Origin of the sequence: Streptomyces virginiae (assembly GCF_040638905.1) — a bacterium.
GTDB lineage: Bacteria > Actinomycetota > Actinomycetes > Streptomycetales > Streptomycetaceae > Streptomyces > Streptomyces virginiae_B.
In genome coordinates this window covers 23042-42103 of the sequence record NZ_JBEZYV010000038.1, presented here as the reverse complement: position 1 = coordinate 42103, position 19062 = coordinate 23042, and the positions used below count along the sequence as shown (strand labels likewise).

Here is a 19062-nt window from a genome sequence, read left to right as displayed (position 1 = left end):
CGGGAACGATGCACGTGAGGGCAGTAATGAACGGCGGGACCATGAGCAGGAACGGACACTGGGAGATCCCCGGATACAGGCACGGTGGGGAACTCGGTGCGGGAGCCAGCGGGCGGGTGGTCGAAGCCCTGCACGAGGACTCCGGCACCCCGGTGGCGATCAAGTACCTGACCCATGGCGCGCGGACCGCATTCCGTGCCGAGGCCCGACTGCTGTTGGGCTTGCGGTCGCCGTACGTGGCGCGACTACACGAGTACGTCGAGCATGCCGAAGGCGCCGCCATCGTCATGGAGTTGGTGGACGGCGTTTCCCTCAGAGTCCTGCTCCGCCAGGCGGGCCCCACAGGCCCGGAGGCGGCCCTCACCGTGCTCAAGGGGTCCTTGCTCGGCCTCGCCGCAGCGCACCGGGCAGGAGTGGTTCACCGCGACTACAAGCCGGAGAACGTTCTGGTCAGCGTCGATGGCTGCTCCAAGCTGGTGGACTTCGGGATCGCCGTGCCCAGCGGGGATGCCTCCGACATCGCGGGCACCCCGCCCTACATGGCCCCGGAGCAGTGGACCGGGCAGCCGGTCGCCCCCGTCACTGATGTCTATGCCGCCGCGGCCGTCTTCTTCGAGTGCCTGACCGGCTCCAAGCCGTATCCGGGCGCCACGGCGATGGAACTGGCGGTGCAGCACATCGAGGCTCCCATACCCGACGACCGAGTGCCTGAGGCGCTGCGGCCGCTGATCCGTCGCGGTCTGGCCAAACAGGCAAACGAACGGCCGCCGAGTGCGGACGCCTTCGCCCGAGAACTGGAGGCGTTGGCGATCACCACGTACGGCGAGGACTGGGAGACTCGCGGGCAGCGCAGATTGGCTGCGGCGCTTCTCGCCCTCCTGCCGTCGCTGCTGGTGCGGCCCCAGAGCCACGTCATGAGCGGCTCGACGGAGTTCGCGGACACTACCCTCGCCTCGACAAGAACAACAACCGCAAATGCCTCGGCAACGCCATCCGGTCGGCTGCGAGCCCAAGGCGGCGTTGTCAGCCGAAGCAAGCTGACCGTCGTCGCCGTGTCTGCCGCTCTTCTGCTCACCGGGGCCTTCACCCTGTCGGCGATCACTACTGACGACCACTCCAAGGCCAGCGCCACGGGCTCCACCCCGACCTCGGCCGACACGCATGACGACGCGGGCGCTTCGCCCAGTTCGCCTTCCATGCCCGGTTCCCAAACCAGCACTGGCACCGGCACCACCAGGCCGCACTCCACCGCCTCCACCGCCTCCCCCGCCCCTGGGCAGTCCGGCACCAATACCGCACTGCCGGGTTCTGCAACCGCTGGGGTCCCATCGACTTCGGCCGCCACGTCCACGGACCCCGCGCCTCGGCCGACGCCCCCCGCGCCCCCAGGGATCGCTCCCGTTCCACCGCCCAACACGCCCCCCACCCTCCGCGTGCTCGCGGTGTCTCTCTCCCAGTTCGGCTGCTACGGCAAGTTCGGCACCGAGAGCGTCGCGTCCGTGAAATCCGACGGAGCCGCCGGCGGAACGCTGATCCTCACCTGGTTCCACAGCAACACCCGCGGCGTGGGCCCCACCGTGGCGACGGACAGAATCACCATCCCTGCCGGGCAGACCGCCTTCAGCGGCCGGTACGCCCACACATTCGGGACCAGCGACCCGTACCCGTACTGGGGTGTCCGGGTGTCGAGCGACCCGGCGGCAGCAACTGGCACCGGCATGTACAAGGTGCTGTTCGCCGACGACTGCAACCCGATTCTCTGAGCCCACCGTGGAACGCAGACCGCACGACGACGAACTGACCGTCTCCCTCCCCCTGTCGCACCCAGCCGACGAGGCGACCAGTGCCACCCTCCTGGACGCCGCGGTTTGGGGCATGCCCGCCGCCACTGACGGCGTGAACTCCACTACCACCTCCACCACATTCCCTTCCGCCTGCCCTCCGTCCACCGACCTGGGGCACCTCACGTCGGTGTGGCATGGCACCGTCCCCGCACACTCAGGCGGCGCCGTACACCGACGGCGGACAGCGCCGGCATCGACGCCGAGGAGCCCGCTCCGGGGATGGCTGCCGGCGGCGGTGGCCGCGCTCGCGGCAGGGGCCTTCCTCGCCTGGCCGTGGGTCGACGAACCTTTGTCGGTGACGGGAGCCACCGCCCGCCCCAACTCCACGGGGACCGGCTGCGACAGCACCATGACCGTGCTGGGGACGCTCCGGACCAACGGGGAAGGTGGAACGGTGAGCTACCGCTGGCGTCGCAGTGACGGCGCGGTCACCGGCCCGGTGCGACAGCGCATCCCTCGGGGAACCCGGCAGACCGAGATCACACTCCGCTGGGCTTTCCACGGCCCCGGGACCATGAAAGCCACCGCTGTACTCGAGGTGCTGTCGCCGAACCGCGCCGATGCCGCGGCCACCTTCACCTACACCTGCCGCTAGGCACCCGTTTCTCGCAGCGAGGCCCCCACGAGGGCAGCCGTACCGTCCCGCACATCCCGCTCCTTCACGCCCGAACTACAGAGGATCCCGTGCACCACCCCCAGTCCCCTCCTCGCAGTCGCCCCCGCCTCGCCGCGCCCGAAACGCGTTCCATCGACCATGTACCCATAGACGAACGCCACGGCAGGTTTGGCACCAGGGACCGTTTTGGTTCTCCGGAAACTTCGTCCTGACCACTTTGGTCATCGGCTTCATCGGCCCGTCGACCGGCCTGAGCGTGGGGTGGTCGGTCGCGGCTGTGGTCCTGGGAGCTTGCTTCGGCACGTTCTTCATGGCGGTCCACGCCAATCAGGGGCCGCGCATGGGTTTGCCTCAGATGATCCAGTCCAGAGCCCAGTTCGGTGTCCGCGGAGCCGTCGTGCCCTTTGCGGCCGTCGTCCTCGTCTACGTGGGCTTCAACGTCTTCAACGTCATCCTGGCCGCCGACGGACTGGGGCGCGTCATCGCCGGAGGACCCCGCTTCTGGTACCCCGTCCTGTCGGTCGTGTCCGTGGTGCTGGCCCTGGTGGGCCACGATCTGATCCATGCTGTGCAGCGCGCTCTGACCTGGATCCTCATTGCCGTGTTCGGGGTACTGACCGCGGGGACCGTCATCCTGTGGTGGGACCTGCCGGCCGCAGCTCCGGCTGCAAGCAGTCCCTGGACGTCGTTCCTGGCGACCTTCGCGGCGGCGGCCGGCTACCAGATCAGCTACGCCGTCTACGTGTCGGACTACTCCCGGTACCTGCCCGTGGATGCCGACGCCCGCCGGGTCATCTGGTGGACCTACGCCGGCGCGGCCGGTTCGGCGGTGTGGCTGATGTCCCTGGGTGCCTTCCTCGGCAGCCGTCTGCCCGGCACCGACGCCGTCACCGGGCTCCTCCAGGCGGGCAACGAAATCGCCCCCGGCTTCGGCCCTGTGGTCGTCCTGGTGTCCGCGTTTGCCCTGATCAGCATCATGGGCGTCAACACCTACGGAGCGATGCTGACGACAGTGAGCGGCTTGGACGCTTTTCGGCAAGAACAGCCGACAAGCCGACTGCGGGCAGCCGTCGTCATCACCATCGGCGCCGTAGTGCTCGTTGCGGCCCTCTCCCTGCCGCACAACTACCTGAACAGCTTCAACACCTTCATCCTACTGATGCTCTACTTCCTGGTCCCCTGGACCGCGGTCAACCTGGTCGACTTCTATCTCATCCGCAAGGGCCGGTACGTCCTGCGGGACATCTTCGACGACCAGGGCATCTACGGCCGATGGTCCTGGCGCGGCCTTGCCTCGTACTTCATCGGCCTGGCAGCGATGATCCCCTTCATCTCAACCAGCTACTACCGGGGACCGCTGTCGGAAGCCATGGACGGCGCCGATGTCTCCTTTGCCGTGGGGCTGGTTGTGTCCGGCGCCCTCTACGCCGCGCTGGCCGGGAAGCGTGAATCCGGCATTCCGGGTGCGGGGGACGACCGATGAAGTCGGAAGCCCACGCGCCGCAGACCGCGGGTGGCCGACAGGCCTGCCAAACGCCGGATCCGGCTGATCGTGCGTAACGAATTGCAGCTGCCGTGACTTTTGGCGGAAATCGAGGGATGGATGATCTTCGATTCTCGCAGGCGGCCATTCAGGACAGGGAGCGATTAACTTATGAATGAGGAGTCAGGTGGCATCCATGAGAACGGTTCGGGGACCGATGGCTTGCTGACGGATCTGAGCTTTGTGGTGTCGGCTGACCCTGCTCATGTGCTGCGTCTCGCAGGCAGGGCATGCAGCCCCCAGGCACAGTTGGTGGCGGCTGTTCATCGGGCGTCGGCGGCGTTGCACAAGACGCTGACTCCAGGGGGGGCGCCAACGTGTGCTGGCGCTCGATGCTGCACGGTTCGGACACCGTGACCTAGCTGCGCGTTTGATGGATGTGGACGTCGACGGCGAGCCGGGCTCCTGCTGGGATGTGCAGTGGGCCACTGGCTCCTGGGTTGACCAGCGGTTTGTCTGCTTGCTTGAGGGCTGGGTCCATCCCCGCCCCATGGCCACTGCCGTGGTGGATGGGCGGACTGTTGCTATCGGAGAGAAGAACGACCGAACAGCACGGGTGTGGGATCTGGAAACCGGCAAAGAAGTCGGTGATCCGCTAACTGGTCATGGTCCTATTCGCGCGATGGCCACCGCCATGCGCGACGACAGCCCAGTCGTTGTCATCGTCAGCAGTGAACCCAGCGAGGAAGCTGTCAACGTACTGCGGATTCAGGACCTATCCAGCCGCGTGCATTTGCTCGAAGTCCACATGCCTCTTGCAAATGATGTAGAGACGGTCGTTGTAGAGGGTCGGTTGATGGCGGTTACTGCCCATGACGACGGAACCCTGCGGGTGTGGGATCTCGCGGCCGGCGAGCCTGTCGGCGATCCCTTGACCGGACACAGTGGCGAAGCGATGAGGGTCATCACGACCATGCTGGATGGTCGACCGGTGGCCATCAGCAGCAGTTGCGACCAGACCGTACGTGTATGGGAACTGACTACGCGACAGCAAGTAGACGAGCCCTTCACCTCTGACGATGAGGATGTCTATTTCTGGAAGGTGGCTACAGCGGAGGTCGACGACCGTCCCGTCGTGGTGACGGCCACTGGTGATTGCACGGGGAAGATACAGGTGTGGGATCTGGTTGATCGGCATCTCGTCTCGGAGTTCGTGACAGACGAAATGTGCGACGAGATCTCAACAGCCGTGATTAATGGCCGGCCTGTGGCCATAACCGCGGACGGTGAGACTGTCTTTATGGTAGATCTTGCGACCGGTCTAGTGGTTGACGAGCCCATCCTCGGCCATCGCTACAACTACACCCACGATTCCCGTCCCATCTATCAGACGACCACAGCCGTGGTCAACGGTCGGCCGTTTGCCCTCACGAACGACGAAGGCGGCAGGACATTCGTATGGGACCTGGAAAACCACGTCGAGTTGGCAAATCCCCAGAGGGGACACACCGCTGACTGGATGGTATCCGCCATCGACACAACCGTCGGACAGGGCAACCAGCCCATCGCCGTCAGTATCGGCTACAACATGGCAACCGTGATGGCGTGGGACCTGGAAACCGGCCAGCGTGTCACCGAGCCATTCCACGCCCGCAGGTCCTGGGACGTGGACGGAGCGGCAGTCAACATTGATGACCGGCCAGTCGCCATAGTTTCACAAAATGGCACAGTTGATCTATGGGACGTGGTCACCGGCCGCGAACTCGGGCGGCTTCCCGCCAGCCACTGTCCTGTCACCACTATCTTGGATGGTCGGGCCGTCGCTATCACTGGCGAAAAATCGGGCCAGATCTCCGTGTGGGACCTGGCCACGCAACAGCAGACAAGACTCATCCACGGGACTTCCGGTGCCAGGCCCCGCGCCGCCACCATCGTGGACGGCAGGGCTGTGGTCATCACGACCAGCGCTGAGGGATCGATGGCGATGTGGGACCTCACAACAGGTCAACAGATTGGTGCCATCACGGAATGCAACACCGAAATCCAGGAAATCACCGTGACAGTGACAGGCGACCGCCTTGTGGCTGCCACAGTGGACAAGAGCGACCTGGTGCAGGCATGGGACCTCCATACGGGAAATCCTCTCGGTGACCCCTTCACTTTCCATTTCAAGGATGGAGAAGAGTGGGAACCGTACCTGTTCGCGGCGGTCACGATCGATGGACGACCCTTCGCGGTCGCGGGGTCTGGGCAGCAAGACGATCTGACAGGCACAGTGCAGATACGGGACCTGCGAACCGGGCAGCCGGCCGGCCCCGACCTGACATTCCCATGGATGGTGACAGCCATCAAGGCAGCCCCTGAAGGACGCGTCCTGGTTTCCTTCGGACGCGAAATCGCCCTGCTGGCTCCCTGCTCCAGCACCATCTGATCTGATTCCGATCTGACTCCGTGGGGGTGTCTCGGAAACCACCCCCAATGGCATGAGCACTTCTCATCTTTACGATCACGCCTGGGACAGCCCACCTTGCGAAAGCACGCGTGAGACACGCTGCCCTTGCCAACTGCGAAGCAGCAGGCAGCCTCTCCCTCCGGCCAGTGGGCTGGGGTAAGGATTACGGGGTCACGACCGTGCCCCTGTGCCTAAACTCGCGGTAGTCGATCTTTGAAGGGTGTAATGAGCGCGATACATGTGCTGGATGCCGAGGCGTTTATGGACAAGGACTTCGAGGCGGTGACGCTCCCCGCCCCGTGGATGTCCGGCTCCTGTAGAAGCTTCATCCACAAGGACCCAGAAGTCCAGGCCTTCCGCAACGCTGCGCCCGTCCAAGCTCCCGGAGACTACGAGTTCGAGGTCATCTGCATGGAGCGGAAGAACGCCCGGGACGTAAGCTTCGAGCTGTTCATCGCCAACTGTCTGCGCGAATCACTGTACTGGTATGTGGATCCCAAGAACGCCCCAAAGCGTTTCCACTTCCGCGAAAGGCATCACGTGGCACGACTGGCGGCCATGCTGACGGCGGAGCAGGCGGCTTCCTACGTCAAGTCACTTCCCTATTACCGTGCGCCAGTCGAAGTGCTGTGGGATTTCTCGAACTTCGGCGATCTGCGGTGGGACAGAGTGGAGAGGTCAGTTCAACTTCCGGGCCGTCCCGTCCCAAGGACGGACGGTGCTGACGCCCCAGCGGTGGACGGCTCGATGCTGCTTCCCACAATTTACACCAATGTCGAACCCGACTTGATGCATCAGGACATCGAGGCCATCCGCGAAAAGCAGCTGGACAGGCTTAACCGCATACCCCAGATACGTCGTGGCAGCTTGCTGCGCCACGCCATGGCGGAGGAGATTGACGAAGAACTCCAGCCACTGTCCGCGCTGTGCCGCAAGCACGGCACTTTCGGCGAAGCCGTCCTACCAGGAGCATTCGACCCCATCACCGGCTTCTTCCTCAAGGCGTACGACGGCAACTTTAGCGGGGCGCTCATCGAGACAGAGATACACTTTTACTCCATTTCACTGGCCACCTCCTGACCGGAACATCAGCCCAGAAGGGCTCAAGAAGCGCGGGCGCTTCAGCCGGCGGGCGACTCGTCTTCGTTCTCGTCAAGGTCTGGAGCGTCTGGGGCACGCAGCGGGCGCAGGGCGCCGGCGGCTGGGGTAGAGGCGGTGAAGCTGTAACGGCCGAGCAGGTTCAGGATGCGGTGTTGAACGGGGACAGTCGGGCGATGTCTTCGTCACGGATTTCGTGGCCTTCGGCGCGGAGCTGTTGGACGGCAGCGTCGATGTACTTCGTGGTCCGCAGCACGATGGCGTTGAGGACCAGGCCGAGCGCGCCAAGCTGGTCCTCCATCCCGTCCCGGTACGCCTGGTGGATGGTGCCGCGCTTGCCGTGGCACACATCCCGGGCCAGCTTGTGGCGGGACTCCTGCACGGTAAGCTGCCGGTTCATCTGACTGCGGTAGATGTCGTCCACCGGATCGACCACCCGCAGCAAGTGCTCGGTCTTGGCGATCCGTCCGTACTCCGCGAACGCCGCCCCCAGCAGCGTCGGGCGCCCGTCACGTCCGAACATCCGCAGCAGGTCGTAGGCGCGGACCTGGTTGGTGACCAGGGAACCGGCGACCTTCAGCATGTCCGGCCAGTGCGTGATCACCTTGTTCAGGTTCACGCGGTTGCGGGCCAGGTCCTCCACCACGCCGTACGTTCCGGTCTCGACGCCGGGCATCGTGGCCCGCCAGAACCGCTGGTTGTCCAGGTCGCGGAACCGCGGGCTGAAGTTGACCACTGGACGCCGATCGTTTCGGACCCCTCTGGCGGACGAACTCCTCGACTCGGTTGAGCGCGACGCGCTGCCGGGCCAGCAGATTATCTCGGTGACCCGCAAGGGCACTGGGGATGTCCAGCTGCTGCCAGCTTCCAGCGACTCGTTCGTCCGGCTACGGATTTATCAGCACGAGATCTGGGAGAAAGGGGCACCGCACGGACGTGACGAGCCGCTGTGGTGGACGCTGCGGCACCCCTGGCGCCCACTGAACTACCCGGCCGCCCTGCAGATGTTCACGCGGGCCAACCTACTGCTGGGTTCCAACTGGACCCTCCATGACCTGCGGCACACGGCTGCTTTCCGGATGGCCGAGGACCCCGAGATGCCGCTGACTCACGTGCAGTGGGTCCTCGCTCACGCCCGGCTGATGACCACGCAGATCTACACCACCCCCAGCGCCGACGAGGTGATCGAGAGTGCACTCGCGCACCACGCCCGCCAGGCCCGGCGCCGTGAGGACCCTCAGCCCGCTCCGTTCTCGAGATCCGTCCAGCCGCGCCGGGGATCTCCTCGGCGCGGCTGGCCTTCCAACGCTGCTGCCAGGTGTCCCCTGGGAGGCTGGACAGCCAGCGCAGAAGTTTGGCGACCCCACGCCGTCGCCCGGCTCGGGTGGCGTTGGCCGCTGGCAAGAACGGTGGCGCGGTCAGCCGACGCAGCACGTCGTCCGCGGACTGCGCTGTCGCCGGCCACCACGCCTCCGCAGAGCGGGACGGGAACCGTTCCGGCAGTGCGCTGTTCCGCGCCCGGGCCTGTTCGGCTGTCGCATTCGCGGTCTGCAGCTGTCGGCGCGTCGAGTGCTTCGTGGTGATGGTCATGAAGACCGCTCGAAGAGACCGTCCATAGCTTCCGGGTCGTAGCCGGGTGCCGGAGGCGGCGGCACTGGCTCGGCGTGCTGGTCTGCCCGCCGGGCGTGGTAGGCCAGCACCTCGGCCACGACCTCGTCCTGGCGCGGCGCGAGGTAGATCTCGGTCGTGGTCAGATGCGCGTGCCCGAGGACCCACTGCACGTCGGTCAGCGTCAGCGCCGGGTCGCGCACCATGCGGGCGGCGGCGCTGTGACGAAGGTCGTGAAGGGTCCAGTCCGCGCCGAAGGTGGCGTTTACCCGCTCGAACATGCGGTGGGCGCGCCGTGGTAGGTCAGCGGCTGAAACGGACGCCGCAACGCCCCCACACTGGTTGCGCCCGGCCCCGCGGCACCCGCCCGTGCAGCTCCTGCTGGTAGAGCCGCAGCCACACGAACGCATCTGCCGAGGCTGGCACCTGCTGCCGTGCCCGAGAGCCCTTCCGCACAACACTGATCAGCTCCTGGCCGGGTCGACGTCGCACTGCCGGACGCCGATCAATTCCGAGGCCCGGACTCCGCTGGAGACCCAAAACGCGATCATGGCCCGGTCCCAGGTGCCGTCGCCGAGGTGCACGAAGGCGTCGAGGAAGCCGGTCCAGGCATTCACCTCGAACAGCAGGTCCGGCAGGTCGATCTTCGGGAGCATCTTCTCGACCCGCTTGCGCAGCCAGGTCAGGGACTTCGGCTCGCCGAGCGCGCCGAGCTTGTCGACGTTCAGCAGAACCACAGGGTTGGTGCGTGTGACGAGCGCCACATGTAGTGACGTGCCCAAGGAAGCAGCTTTCTGCAGCACGGGCGCTGTCTGGGAGGTGGATGGGACGAAAGGGCCTGTCTGCTCCGGTCCCGGTGGCTGGAGGCGGTGCTGTTTGATCTACAGGAGTTATTGATGACTTCCATTGGCTCGCACAGGCGGAAGCGCGGATGGCTGGCTGTTGTTGCAAGTGCTGCGGCACTCGTGACAGGCACGGGGGTGGCGGTCGCCTCGTCCATAAGCGCGTCGCCGGTGTCGGCAGCACCCACGGTCGCCTCCCTCCAGGCCGCCTCTACAGCCGGCGGCGTGCAGGTGGTTTCGCCGGGTGAGCGGATCGCTGTTGCCGACAGCAAGTTGTGGCTTACGGCGGAGGGCCTGAATGTTGTTGCCCCGACGGCTTCGGGTGCTGACAAGCCGGATGTCATGCGGGTCGCAGACGTTCTTTCTGGAAAGGTGTCCACGATCGCCTGTGGCGACGCTTCCGGTGTGCTGTGGGCGGGGATCTACCGCGGTCCGGTGACGGCGACGACCAAGGTCACCATCAAGCTCGGGTCCAGGACTCTTCAGGCCAAGGTTGTCACGCTTGCTGGTAAGCCTGGCCGTCCAGAGCTAGTTACAACTGCCGCTGCCGTCCCCGGATGGGGCGGCAGCGGCAGCTGCATACGTCTCTTCGTGCCGCCCGTCTCTTCCCTGCCGAGGTTCAGCCGTGACAAATGCCGCGGAACACCGCAGGCTGGCCAGACGCCGAACCTGGGCGAGGTCTGATGAGTAACGCCAGTGATGACGAATTTCACAACTTCATGACAGGCCGGTGGCCCAGCTTGTTGCGCACGGCGTATCTGCTGACCGGTAGCCACCACGATGCCGAGGATCTGGTGCAGAACGCACTCGCGCGCGCGTATGTGAAGTGAAACCACGTACGGCACAGCGACGACATGGCCGCGTACGTGCGCCAGATCATGATCCATGCTCACGCCGACCGATTTCGCAGACGGACTGTGCGCGAGTGGTTCACCCCACGTCTTCCGGAGACTCCGGTGGCCAATCAGACTGCCCACGTCGACCGCCGCAGCGCGCTTATGGACGCGCTCAGACGACTGCCGGCCCGGCAGCGATCTGCGGTGGTGCTCTGCTACTTCGAGGACATGACCCATGCCCAGGTGGCCGCAGCCCTGGGCACCCCGGACCAGCACGGGACGCAGCCAGATCACCAGGGGACTGGCAAAACTGCGGGAGGACGGCGTTTTGGCTGCCCTGGCCGAGCGACCCGTAGCACCCCCAGCCGGGCTTCGACGTCCCGTCCCGCAGAAAGGGACAATCCGATGAACCATGACGAGGACCTGGCCGCAGCACTGAAGCAGGCAGCCGCCGACCTGCCGGAGGGACCGGCCCCCGTGGACATGGTCGTTCGCCTGGGACGGAGAATGCGCCGACGCCGCCAGGCAACACTCTCTACGGCACTGGCCGCCGCCGTGCTCATTCCCGCCTCCGCCGTCGCTGCCCCGTCACTGGGCTCGTCCGGTTCTGGTACACCCACGGTCCCCGCCGCCTCGACAGCAGCATCAACGCAAGTGCAGGTGGTGAGTTCGGGGGAGAAGGTCGCGCTGGGCCGGGCCAGCACGATGTGGCTGACGGGGCAGGGCATGTTCCTGCTAACGCCGAAGTCTTCCGGCACCACCAAAGAGTCCGTTCTCAACGCGGCCGAGGTACCCAGCGGGAAGATCTCCGCCGTCGCGTCCGGGGACACCTCCGGCACTCTCTACGCCGGCATCTACCGCGGCCCGGGTAAGGCGACCAGGATCACCGCGGCCATCGGCAACAGCACGCTGAACACGCAGGTCATCAGGCTGGCCGACTCTCCGGGGTGGGCCGCCTTCTACGCGGACGACACCCAGGCAGGAGCCAAGAGCACGCCTGCCCTCACCATCACCGTCCAAGGCGCGGACGGCACGATCCTGGCGTCGCTGACCAAGCCCTACTAGCTGGTCAGCACTTCGCTCTGCGACTGGTCGTCGAGCGTACGAGTGTCCCGTTTCCTCTTACTGACTTCAGCTCGGCGGGGTGAATCTTTGTGAAGTCCCTGATGGGTGTGGGTGGGTGACTGTATCCGTGGTGTGTGAGATATGCGGGTGGGGGCGGGCTGACTCCGACGGGACGTCGGCGTCGGGAGACACCGGGCGGCGAGGTGTTTGGAACCATCGAGGGCAACCACCTGAAAGCCATACCCTGCGTCTCTGGACCTTACGACTGGCTACCCACGCAACAACAGTATGGCCACCTGATCTGCGACGGACGCGGCACCCCGCTCAAGGTCATCACCACCGCGGCCAACGTCAACGACGTCACCCAGACCCTCGCCCTCCTCGACGGCATCCCACCGGTCGCAGGTCGTCCCGGCTGGCCCCGCAGGCGCCCGGACGCCCTGCTCGGCGACAAGGGCTACGACTCCAACCTCAACCGGGAAGAGCTGCACAAACGCTGGATCCTCCCCGTCATCTCCCGGCGACTTACGGGACAGCGCATGGGTCCAGCGGCGGTCAGGCAGCTGGGGCGGGAGCTCGGCTGGAGAAGCCCAGCCGAGCGTCCTTCTACACTGCCAACGACGCGTCACGCTCAGGGCATTCGCGACTGATGTCGTCCATTCTGCGAGCCGGTCACGAGCCCGTAGCTGAGGTGCTGCGCCGACGGGTGAGCATAGCCAAGGCTCCCGCAGCTGCTGCTATTACTGCGGAGACGCCAAAAGTCAAGTTCATGCCAGCCATGAACGAGTCGTGGGCGACTTGCGTGATAACAGGGATCGCCTGGCTGGGTGTGTCTTCGGTGACGGGGGCGGCCCCCACCTGAATGGCCTGCTTGACCTGCTCATATTGCGTGGGCTCCAAGGGCGGAAGCCCTGCCTTGGCCCAGTTGCCTGGGAGAACGTCGTCTACCTTGGCGGCCATCAGCGCGCCGAGGACAGCAGTACCCAGGCTGCCACCCACCTGCATAGCAGCCTGTTGCATACCACCAGCCACACCTGACAGCTTCAGGGGAGCGTGGCCCACGATCACCTCGGTGGCTCCGACCATACCCGGGCTCAGCCCAAGACCCATCAGGACGAACCACAGAGACAGGGTGCCTGTGCCCGAATCGGTCTTCAGCGTGGACAGCCCAATCATAGAGATGGTCACCAACGCCATGCCTCCAACGATCGGGAGACGTGGGCCGATCTTTCCGATTATCAGGCCAGCAATAGGTGAGCCGACAATCATCATGCCGGTCATGGGAAGCAAGTTGATGCCACTTTCGACGGGTGACATGCCGTGGATGTTTTGCAGGTAGAAGGTGACGAAGAAAATCGCACCCAGGAAGGAGAACGACATGAGGATCATGAAGATGATGCCCGCAGACAGCGAAACCGCGCGGAACAGATTTAGAGGGATGAGTGGCTCTTCTGCTTTGGTCTGCCACAGAGTGAAGATCATCCCGGTTAGCAATGCGCCGAGCAGGAACGCCAGCGTGCTGGCCTCGCCCCAACCCCAATCCGGGGCTTTAATGACGCCCCAAACCAGAAGGAACATGGCGGCGGAGAGCAGCAGGATACCGCCGATATCGAAGGACCTGACGGCATTTTCGACTCGCACGTCACGTAGGATCAGCAGCCCCAGCACCAATGCTGCTGCTCCGACGGGGACGTTAATAAAGAATACCGACTCCCATCCTGCGTGCTCCACAAGCAGCCCCCCGACTATAGGGCCGGCCGCGGTGGAGGCACCGATCACACCGCCCCAAATGCCGATCGCCATGTTGAGCTTGTCTGGGGGGAAAACGCCGCGCAGCAAGCCGAGCGCCGCAGGTTGGAGAAGCGCGCCAAACAAGCCCTGTAGCACGCGGAAGGCGATAACTTCCCTGATGCTGTCGGCGGAGCCGATAGCCGCCGACGACGCCGCGAAGCCGACTGCGCCTACCAGGAAGGTGTTGCGATGACCGTAGCGGTCTCCGATCTTGCCTGCAGTTATCAGAAAGACTGCGAGAGCCAGCAGGTAGCTGTTGGTGACCCACTGGATATCAGCCAGTGAGGCGTCGAAGTCCTGTGTCAGCGCCGGATTGGCGATCGCCACGATGGTGCCATCGAGAGCCACCATCATCACACCGACCGCCACGGTGAGCAGAGTAAGCCACGCGTGGCCTCGTAGGCCGCTTCTCCGCTGAGGCGCATGCGCCCCTGAACGAATCTCGTCAGAGGTTGACTGATTCACGCTTTCTCCTTATCGGGTCGATCGAGCGAAAAGAGCACTGGCGCATAGGGGGTGGCGCCGACGGCTTGCGTCCGCCCCCAACCAGGCAGTGGACGATATGCCCCTTAGGGAGTTTTTGCAAAACCTAGCAAATGTGCAGCTATTCCGACTAGGATGGAGGGATAAAGGTAAGGAAGCGGGTCGACATGTTGAGTAGCGATTACTCATGACGAGCTGAGTGTGTTTGTCTAATCTTGGCGCTGTGAGTTCTTGGCACTCCTCGCGGTCTGATGTCAGCCGAAGGCAGTCCTCGTATGCGCTGGCTCAGGTTGTGTGACCGCGGCGTCAGGCCGCCCTATGTCTCAGACCGTGACGGCAGGGTGAACCGTTCCGGCTTCGGTAGAGGCAGGGATCCGTCAACCATCTCGCGGGAGCTGCGACGCAACGCGGCCACCCGCGGCGGGCAGCCCGACTACCGGGCCTCGATCGCGCAGTGGAAGGCGGAACTGGCGGCGCGGCGCCCGAAGACGCCGAAGCTCGTGGCTGATGAACGGCTGCGCGAGTATGTTCAGGACCGGCTCGTCGGGGAGGTCCGGCGTCCGGACGGAACGCAGGTTACCGGGCCGAAGACGCCACGGTGGAAGGGATGGGAAAAGCCTCACCGTCAGGGGACCGGCGGTGGGCGACGGCGTGGAGTCCGGAGCAGATCGCGGGCCGGCTCAGAGCAGACTTCCCGATGACGACTCCATGCGCATCTCGCACGAGGCGATCTATCAGGCGCTTTACATCCAGGGACACGGAGCCCTCAAGCGTGAGCTGGTCGGCTGTCTGCGTACCGGGCGTGCGCTGCGGGTTCCCCGCGCCCGAGCTCGACGGCGGGCCAACGGGCACGTCACCCGAGGTGATGATCAGCCAACGACCGGCTGAAGCCGAGGACCTGGCAGTCCCGGGACACTGGGAAGACGACCACATCATCGGCACCGGCAAGTCCGCGATCGGCACGCTGGTCGAGCGCACGACCGGTTCACCATGCTGCTGCACCTGCCTCGGATGGGAGGCTTGGGCACCGAGCCGTATACGAGTCGGGCCTTCGTCGGAGTCTGCGGGTCAGCAGGGGTCGGCAGAGTATGGGTGGGGTCGGTCCAGCGCAGACAACGCCGCCGTGGAAAGCTTCAACGCCGCCTTCGCGAGCAAGACGCTCAAGGGCCGCAAAGGCTGGTTGAACGAGCGCGAGGCGCGACTCGACGCCTTCCGCTGGCTGACCCGCTACAACACCCGACGCCGGCACTCCAGCCTCGGTCAGCGCTCTCCGATCGCCTTCGAGAACGCCTTCCAAACAGCATCAACTACCCTGGCCCGAGCCGCATAGACGTGTTCAAAATCCGGGGCCAAGGCCCGTCTCACGACGACCCGGCCGCTGATTAGGAGCTGCGGGCCCCTGCGGGTGATCGCTGAGTAGGACCACGCTGGCGAGGTCGTCGGGGAGCACGGCGCCTGTCGAACGACCGGAGGAACTGGTGGTCCAGATATAGGCATACGGACACGGCAAGACCCACCATCATTGTGTGGTTCTGGACGCCGAGGGCAAGCGGACGGGTTCTGAACGACGAACCGGAACTACTGGTCCTGCTCGGCGATGTGTTGGCCCTTGCCGAAGACGTGATCTGGGCGATCGACGTCGCCGCCGGCATCGCAGCACTGTGGATCAACGTGCTTTCAATCATGGGCAGCGGCTCGTCTATATACCGGGCCTGGCGGTCAATCGGGCATCGGCCGGCCATCGGGGGATGCGCAAGACCGACGTCAAGGACGCGACCGTCATTGCCGATCAAGCCCGGATGCGCCGGGACCTGACGGTCCTGCGGCTGACGTAGAGAATGTCGTCGAGCTCAGGATTCTCACTGACCGCCGCTCTGACCTCAACGCGGACCGCACACGTGGGATCAACCGCCTTCGCGGCCAACTCACTGGGGTTCCCTGCGCTGGAACGCGTACTCGATCTCGGCAACGTCGGCCCGCTGATCCTGCTGAGCGGCTACCAGACCCCGGCTGCCCTGCGCCGCACCGGCCGCACCCGGCTGGAGACGTGGCTCAGGAACCGTAAGGTCCGCGGCGCCGATGCCCTCGCCGAGACAGCCCTGGAGGCAGCCGGGCGTCAGCACACCGCTGTCCCTGGGGAGAAGATCACCGCACAGGTGATCCACACCCTGGCGAAGGAGGTGATCGGCCTCGACGAACACATCGCGGAGATCTACAAGCTCATTGCGGCTCGGTTTCACGATCACGAGCTCGCCGAGGTGATGCCCGGGATCGGTGCGCTGCTGGGGGCCGAGTTCCTGGCGGCCACCGCCGGCGACATGAGCCGCTTCGGCAGCTCCGACTGCCTCGCCAGCTTCGCGGGTGTCGCTCCGGTGCCCCAGGACTGCGGCAATGTCAGCGGCAATCTGCACCGGCCCCGACGCTACCACCGCGGCCTCCAACGAGTCTTTTATACCTCCGCGCTGACATTAGGTGGGTGTTTGCTGCCTGTCTTCCGCCGGTCGACCGGCGACGGACCGGTGTCGGCTCCCCCTTTTTCGCGCGGATGTGGGAGCCGTCCACGCATGCCCTGGACCAGTCGAGCTCGCCCACTGCGTTCAGCCAGGCGAGCAGGATCCGGTGCAGCTGGTCGAAGACCCCGGCCTGCTGCCACCGCTCCAGGCGCCGCCAACAGGTCTGCCCGGACCCGAACCCCAGCTCCAGCGCAGGAGTTGCCAGGCAATGTCGTTGTGCAAGACGTACAGGATGCCCTGCAGACACAACCGGTCCGGCACCGACCGAGGCCCCGGCGACCGCGTAGGCCAGGGCGGCAGCAGCGGCTCGATCAAAGTCCACAAGTCGTCATCCACGATCCACGGCCGGAGTGCTCACGCACTCACGAACGGCCGAATCATCACACCGGTTACGCCCGGCCAGGGCATCTCAACAAGATCCTGTTACGAGCTCTTTATGGGGAGTCACTACAGTTCCGGCAATCTCGTTGAGCCTCTTTCATCCTGAATAGCTGCAGGTGAGCAGGGTGTGGATCGCTTGGACGGTGCGGCTGATACGTCGCGTCGAGCAGCGTGCTCTGCACATGATGCGCCATGTCTTGAGTTGGGCGAAGGCGCGTTCGCCCGGAGCTCTCAGCCGGGTGTGGTCACGGTTGAACTGCTGGTAGTGCTCGGGCTGTTCGCGGTGGTGGTAGTACGGAGTGCGGACGGTGGCGCCGGCGCCTTGGTATGCGCGGTCCGCGAGAACGAGGATCTCTCTGGTGAGGCAGGCCTGGATGATGCCGTGGGCCCGGGCCGCGGTCAGGTCGTGGGTGCGGCCGGGTGTCGCGCGAGAAAACCAGAGCGGTGTGCCGTCGGGCCGGGTGATGACCTGCACGTTCATCCCATGCCGGCGGTGTTTCATCGAGTAGTACGGCTCGTCCGCGCGGATCCGGTCGATGGGGATCAGGGTGCCGTCAACGATGACGTGGTCGCCTTCATCGAGGCCGGTGAGGGCTTCATGGAGGCCGGGCGCCCAGGAGGCCAGAACGTCCAGGGCCTCGTCGACGTACCGCCAGGGAGTGGCTTGAGAGATCCCGAATCCGGCTCCGAGCTGCGAGAACGTCTCATTCTTGCGCAGATGGACAAGAGCGAGCAGCGCCTGCTTGAAGCAACCGAGCTTGCGTCAGCGGGTGTTGAGGGCCCAGCGGTGCTCGTACAGCACCAGGAAACATGCTCGACCAGCTCGTACGGGACGTCGAGCATGGCAGGATACCGAACCAACAGGGCCCCTTCGGTCGCCGGTGTGATGAGTGGAATCACCACGCCAACGACGAGGGGCCCTGCCTCGTCACCACAACCGCTGAGCAGCCTCTTTCACCCTCCAGCACAGGATGAAAGAGGCTCATTGACCAGAGTTCACCAAGAGGCGTAGGTGCGCAATCAGCTGAGAGGAGCTAAAGGAATCGTTACCGGCTCGCCAACAGCGCTCTTCGTGTATCTCCTCGGCTCGCTTGAATGCTTCTTCGAGGGGGACGCCCTCGGCGCGCTGGAGAGCGACTAGCGCAGTGATAAATGCAGCGCCCGTGCCAACGTACATGGCCATAACTTTCCCCTCACGGCGAGGTGTGTCGCCCTTATTGGCTTCGTTGGTATCGACCCGCGCCAGCGACCGGTTTGTCACTTTCTGACGGGATGCTGTTAAGCCCATGATCTGCAACATAAAGGTACAAACCGATCCAGGAGGAGAGGCTCACTGGCCTCCTCACCGAGTTACGGGACAGCCTCTAGCTGGTGCATGGTTGGCGGTGTGACGCTGCATCGTGATCCCTGATCATGTTCGGGTGGTGGGGAACGGGACTCGTGCAGCGATCAGGGGATCACAGGGCTGTCAGCCGTTGTGATCGCCGAAGTTGTCGCCGAGGTAGGTCCGTTATGGAACCAGCGGCATCAGGTGAGACTGAGGTCCAGGCCGCGGAAGCGGGCCGTAGCCGGGGCGAAGCACCAGCTGGTCTTCATTGACCGGCTCCTGGCCACGCTCGTCCACCTTCGCCACGCAACCACTCACGACGTGCTGGCCTGCTGGTTCGGCGTCGATCGCTCCACGATCACCCGGGCGATCGGCGAGGTGCGGCCACTCCTGGCTGAGCGCGGCTGCAGCGTCGCCCTCGACGTCCGGCTCCGCACCCTCGCCGAGGTCATCGACCACCTCGGAGCCAGCGGGCAGACCGGGATCATCGACGGCACCGAAATCCGCGTCCGGCGGCCCGCCACGGGACGCCGGACGCACGTGCGAGGCAGGGCAACCGGCCCCAGTGACACGCCGCCCCGGCGCTAGGGACCGCGCGTTGGGCGGTGTTCAGCCCCTCAGGTGGGCGAGGAAATCGTGGGTGGCCTCGGCGCCGTCGACGCAAACAAGAATCTTCGCCGCCGAGGAGCCTGGTATCTGCAGTGCGTCGATGAGACGGCGTGA

General features: G+C 65.0%; 16 protein-coding genes and 5 pseudogenes. 15 read left to right on the top strand and 6 right to left on the bottom strand.

The features are described 5' to 3' along the window. Window positions 1–8: 8 nt before the first annotated feature. From AB0F82_RS32875 to AB0F82_RS32855, 5 genes are all read left to right on the top strand, one after another. Complete coding sequence (locus AB0F82_RS32875; RefSeq protein WP_362634202.1) at window positions 9–1763, top strand: serine/threonine-protein kinase; 1755 nt, start codon at window positions 9–11, stop codon at window positions 1761–1763. A gap of 316 nt (window positions 1764–2079) precedes the next feature. Beyond that, a complete protein-coding gene (locus AB0F82_RS32870) occupies window positions 2080–2439 on the top strand; it encodes a hypothetical protein (RefSeq protein WP_362634149.1) in 360 nt (119 codons plus the stop codon). Continuing rightward, entirely contained in the window at window positions 2405–3943 is a 1539-nt protein-coding gene (locus AB0F82_RS32865) for a purine-cytosine permease family protein (protein ID WP_362634146.1), read from the top strand. Before AB0F82_RS32870 ends, AB0F82_RS32865 begins: the two co-directional genes overlap by 35 nt. Window positions 3944–4322: 379 nt before the next feature. Beyond that, entirely contained in the window at window positions 4323–6374 is a 2052-nt protein-coding gene (locus AB0F82_RS32860) for a WD40 repeat domain-containing protein (RefSeq protein ID WP_362634143.1), read from the top strand. 246 nt (window positions 6375–6620) lie between these two features. Then, a complete protein-coding gene (locus AB0F82_RS32855) occupies window positions 6621–7475 on the top strand; it encodes a hypothetical protein (protein WP_362634140.1) in 855 nt (284 codons plus the stop codon). Window positions 7476–7516: 41 nt separating this feature from the next. Here AB0F82_RS32855 and AB0F82_RS32850 read toward each other — a convergent pair. Then, window positions 7517–8223, bottom strand: a pseudogene (locus tag AB0F82_RS32850) (Tn3 family transposase); the annotation flags it as partial. Between AB0F82_RS32850 and AB0F82_RS32845 the strand changes: the two are divergent. Continuing rightward, window positions 8171–9076: a tyrosine-type recombinase/integrase gene (locus tag AB0F82_RS32845; protein ID WP_362634137.1), complete on the top strand. Its 906-nt coding sequence runs from the start codon at window positions 8171–8173 to the stop codon at window positions 9074–9076. The pseudogene AB0F82_RS32850 and the gene AB0F82_RS32845 sit on opposite strands and share 53 nt — an antisense overlap. Window positions 9077–9079: 3 nt before the next feature. Here the strand turns inward: AB0F82_RS32845 and AB0F82_RS32840 are convergent, their stop codons facing one another. Next, a complete protein-coding gene (locus AB0F82_RS32840) occupies window positions 9080–9382 on the bottom strand; it encodes a site-specific integrase (protein WP_362634134.1) in 303 nt (100 codons plus the stop codon). A gap of 183 nt (window positions 9383–9565) precedes the next feature. After that, complete coding sequence (locus tag AB0F82_RS38805; RefSeq protein WP_436842231.1) at window positions 9566–9838, bottom strand: hypothetical protein; 273 nt, start codon at window positions 9836–9838, stop codon at window positions 9566–9568. A gap of 159 nt (window positions 9839–9997) precedes the next feature. Between AB0F82_RS38805 and AB0F82_RS32830 the strand changes: the two genes are divergently transcribed. The 5 genes and pseudogenes from AB0F82_RS32830 (at window position 9998) to AB0F82_RS32810 (ending at window position 12494) form a co-directional block, all read left to right on the top strand. Beyond that, window positions 9998–10627, top strand: a complete 630-nt coding sequence (locus AB0F82_RS32830) for a hypothetical protein (RefSeq protein ID WP_362634131.1) — start codon at window positions 9998–10000, stop codon at window positions 10625–10627. Next, on the top strand, window positions 10627–10773 hold the full coding sequence (locus AB0F82_RS32825) for a sigma factor (protein WP_362634128.1): 147 nt from the start codon (window positions 10627–10629) through the stop codon (window positions 10771–10773). Before AB0F82_RS32830 ends, AB0F82_RS32825 begins: the two co-directional genes overlap by 1 nt. A 24-nt stretch (window positions 10774–10797) precedes the next feature. Further along, window positions 10798–11001 (top strand): annotated as a pseudogene (locus AB0F82_RS32820) (SigE family RNA polymerase sigma factor); the annotation flags it as partial. A gap of 183 nt (window positions 11002–11184) precedes the next feature. Next, the gene (locus AB0F82_RS32815) at window positions 11185–11844 is read left to right on the top strand and encodes a hypothetical protein (protein WP_362634205.1); all 660 of its coding nucleotides are present in this window, start codon (window positions 11185–11187) and stop codon (window positions 11842–11844) included. 203 nt (window positions 11845–12047) lie between these two features. Continuing rightward, entirely contained in the window at window positions 12048–12494 is a 447-nt protein-coding gene (locus tag AB0F82_RS32810) for a transposase (RefSeq protein ID WP_362634125.1), read from the top strand. Between the two features lie 22 nt (window positions 12495–12516). On the opposite strand, the gene AB0F82_RS32805 is transcribed toward AB0F82_RS32810, so the two are convergent. Further along, window positions 12517–14100 carry an MFS transporter gene (locus AB0F82_RS32805; RefSeq protein WP_436842224.1) on the bottom strand — a complete coding sequence of 528 codons (1584 nt, stop codon included), beginning with the start codon at window positions 14098–14100 and terminating at the stop codon, window positions 12517–12519. A gap of 383 nt (window positions 14101–14483) precedes the next feature. Between AB0F82_RS32805 and AB0F82_RS32800 the strand changes: the two are divergent. The 3 genes and pseudogenes from AB0F82_RS32800 to AB0F82_RS38800 all read left to right on the top strand — a co-directional run. Further along, a pseudogene (locus AB0F82_RS32800) lies at window positions 14484–15154 on the top strand (IS30 family transposase); the annotation flags it as partial. Window positions 15155–15241: 87 nt separating this feature from the next. After that, on the top strand, window positions 15242–15448 hold the full coding sequence (locus tag AB0F82_RS32795) for an integrase core domain-containing protein (protein WP_362634122.1): 207 nt from the start codon (window positions 15242–15244) through the stop codon (window positions 15446–15448). 196 nt (window positions 15449–15644) lie between these two features. After that, window positions 15645–16583 (top strand): annotated as a pseudogene (locus AB0F82_RS38800) (IS110 family transposase); the annotation flags it as partial. 132 nt (window positions 16584–16715) lie between these two features. Here AB0F82_RS38800 and AB0F82_RS32780 read toward each other — a convergent pair. Beyond that, window positions 16716–16967 (bottom strand): transposase, encoded by a 252-nt coding sequence (locus AB0F82_RS32780; RefSeq protein WP_362634119.1) that lies wholly within the window; start codon window positions 16965–16967, stop codon window positions 16716–16718. 142 nt (window positions 16968–17109) lie between these two features. Continuing rightward, window positions 17110–17915 (bottom strand): annotated as a pseudogene (locus AB0F82_RS32775) (transposase family protein). A gap of 628 nt (window positions 17916–18543) precedes the next feature. Between AB0F82_RS32775 and AB0F82_RS32770 the strand changes: the two are divergent. Further along, window positions 18544–18927: a helix-turn-helix domain-containing protein gene (locus tag AB0F82_RS32770; protein WP_362634117.1), complete on the top strand. Its 384-nt coding sequence runs from the start codon at window positions 18544–18546 to the stop codon at window positions 18925–18927. Window positions 18928–19062: the final 135 nt, after the last annotated feature.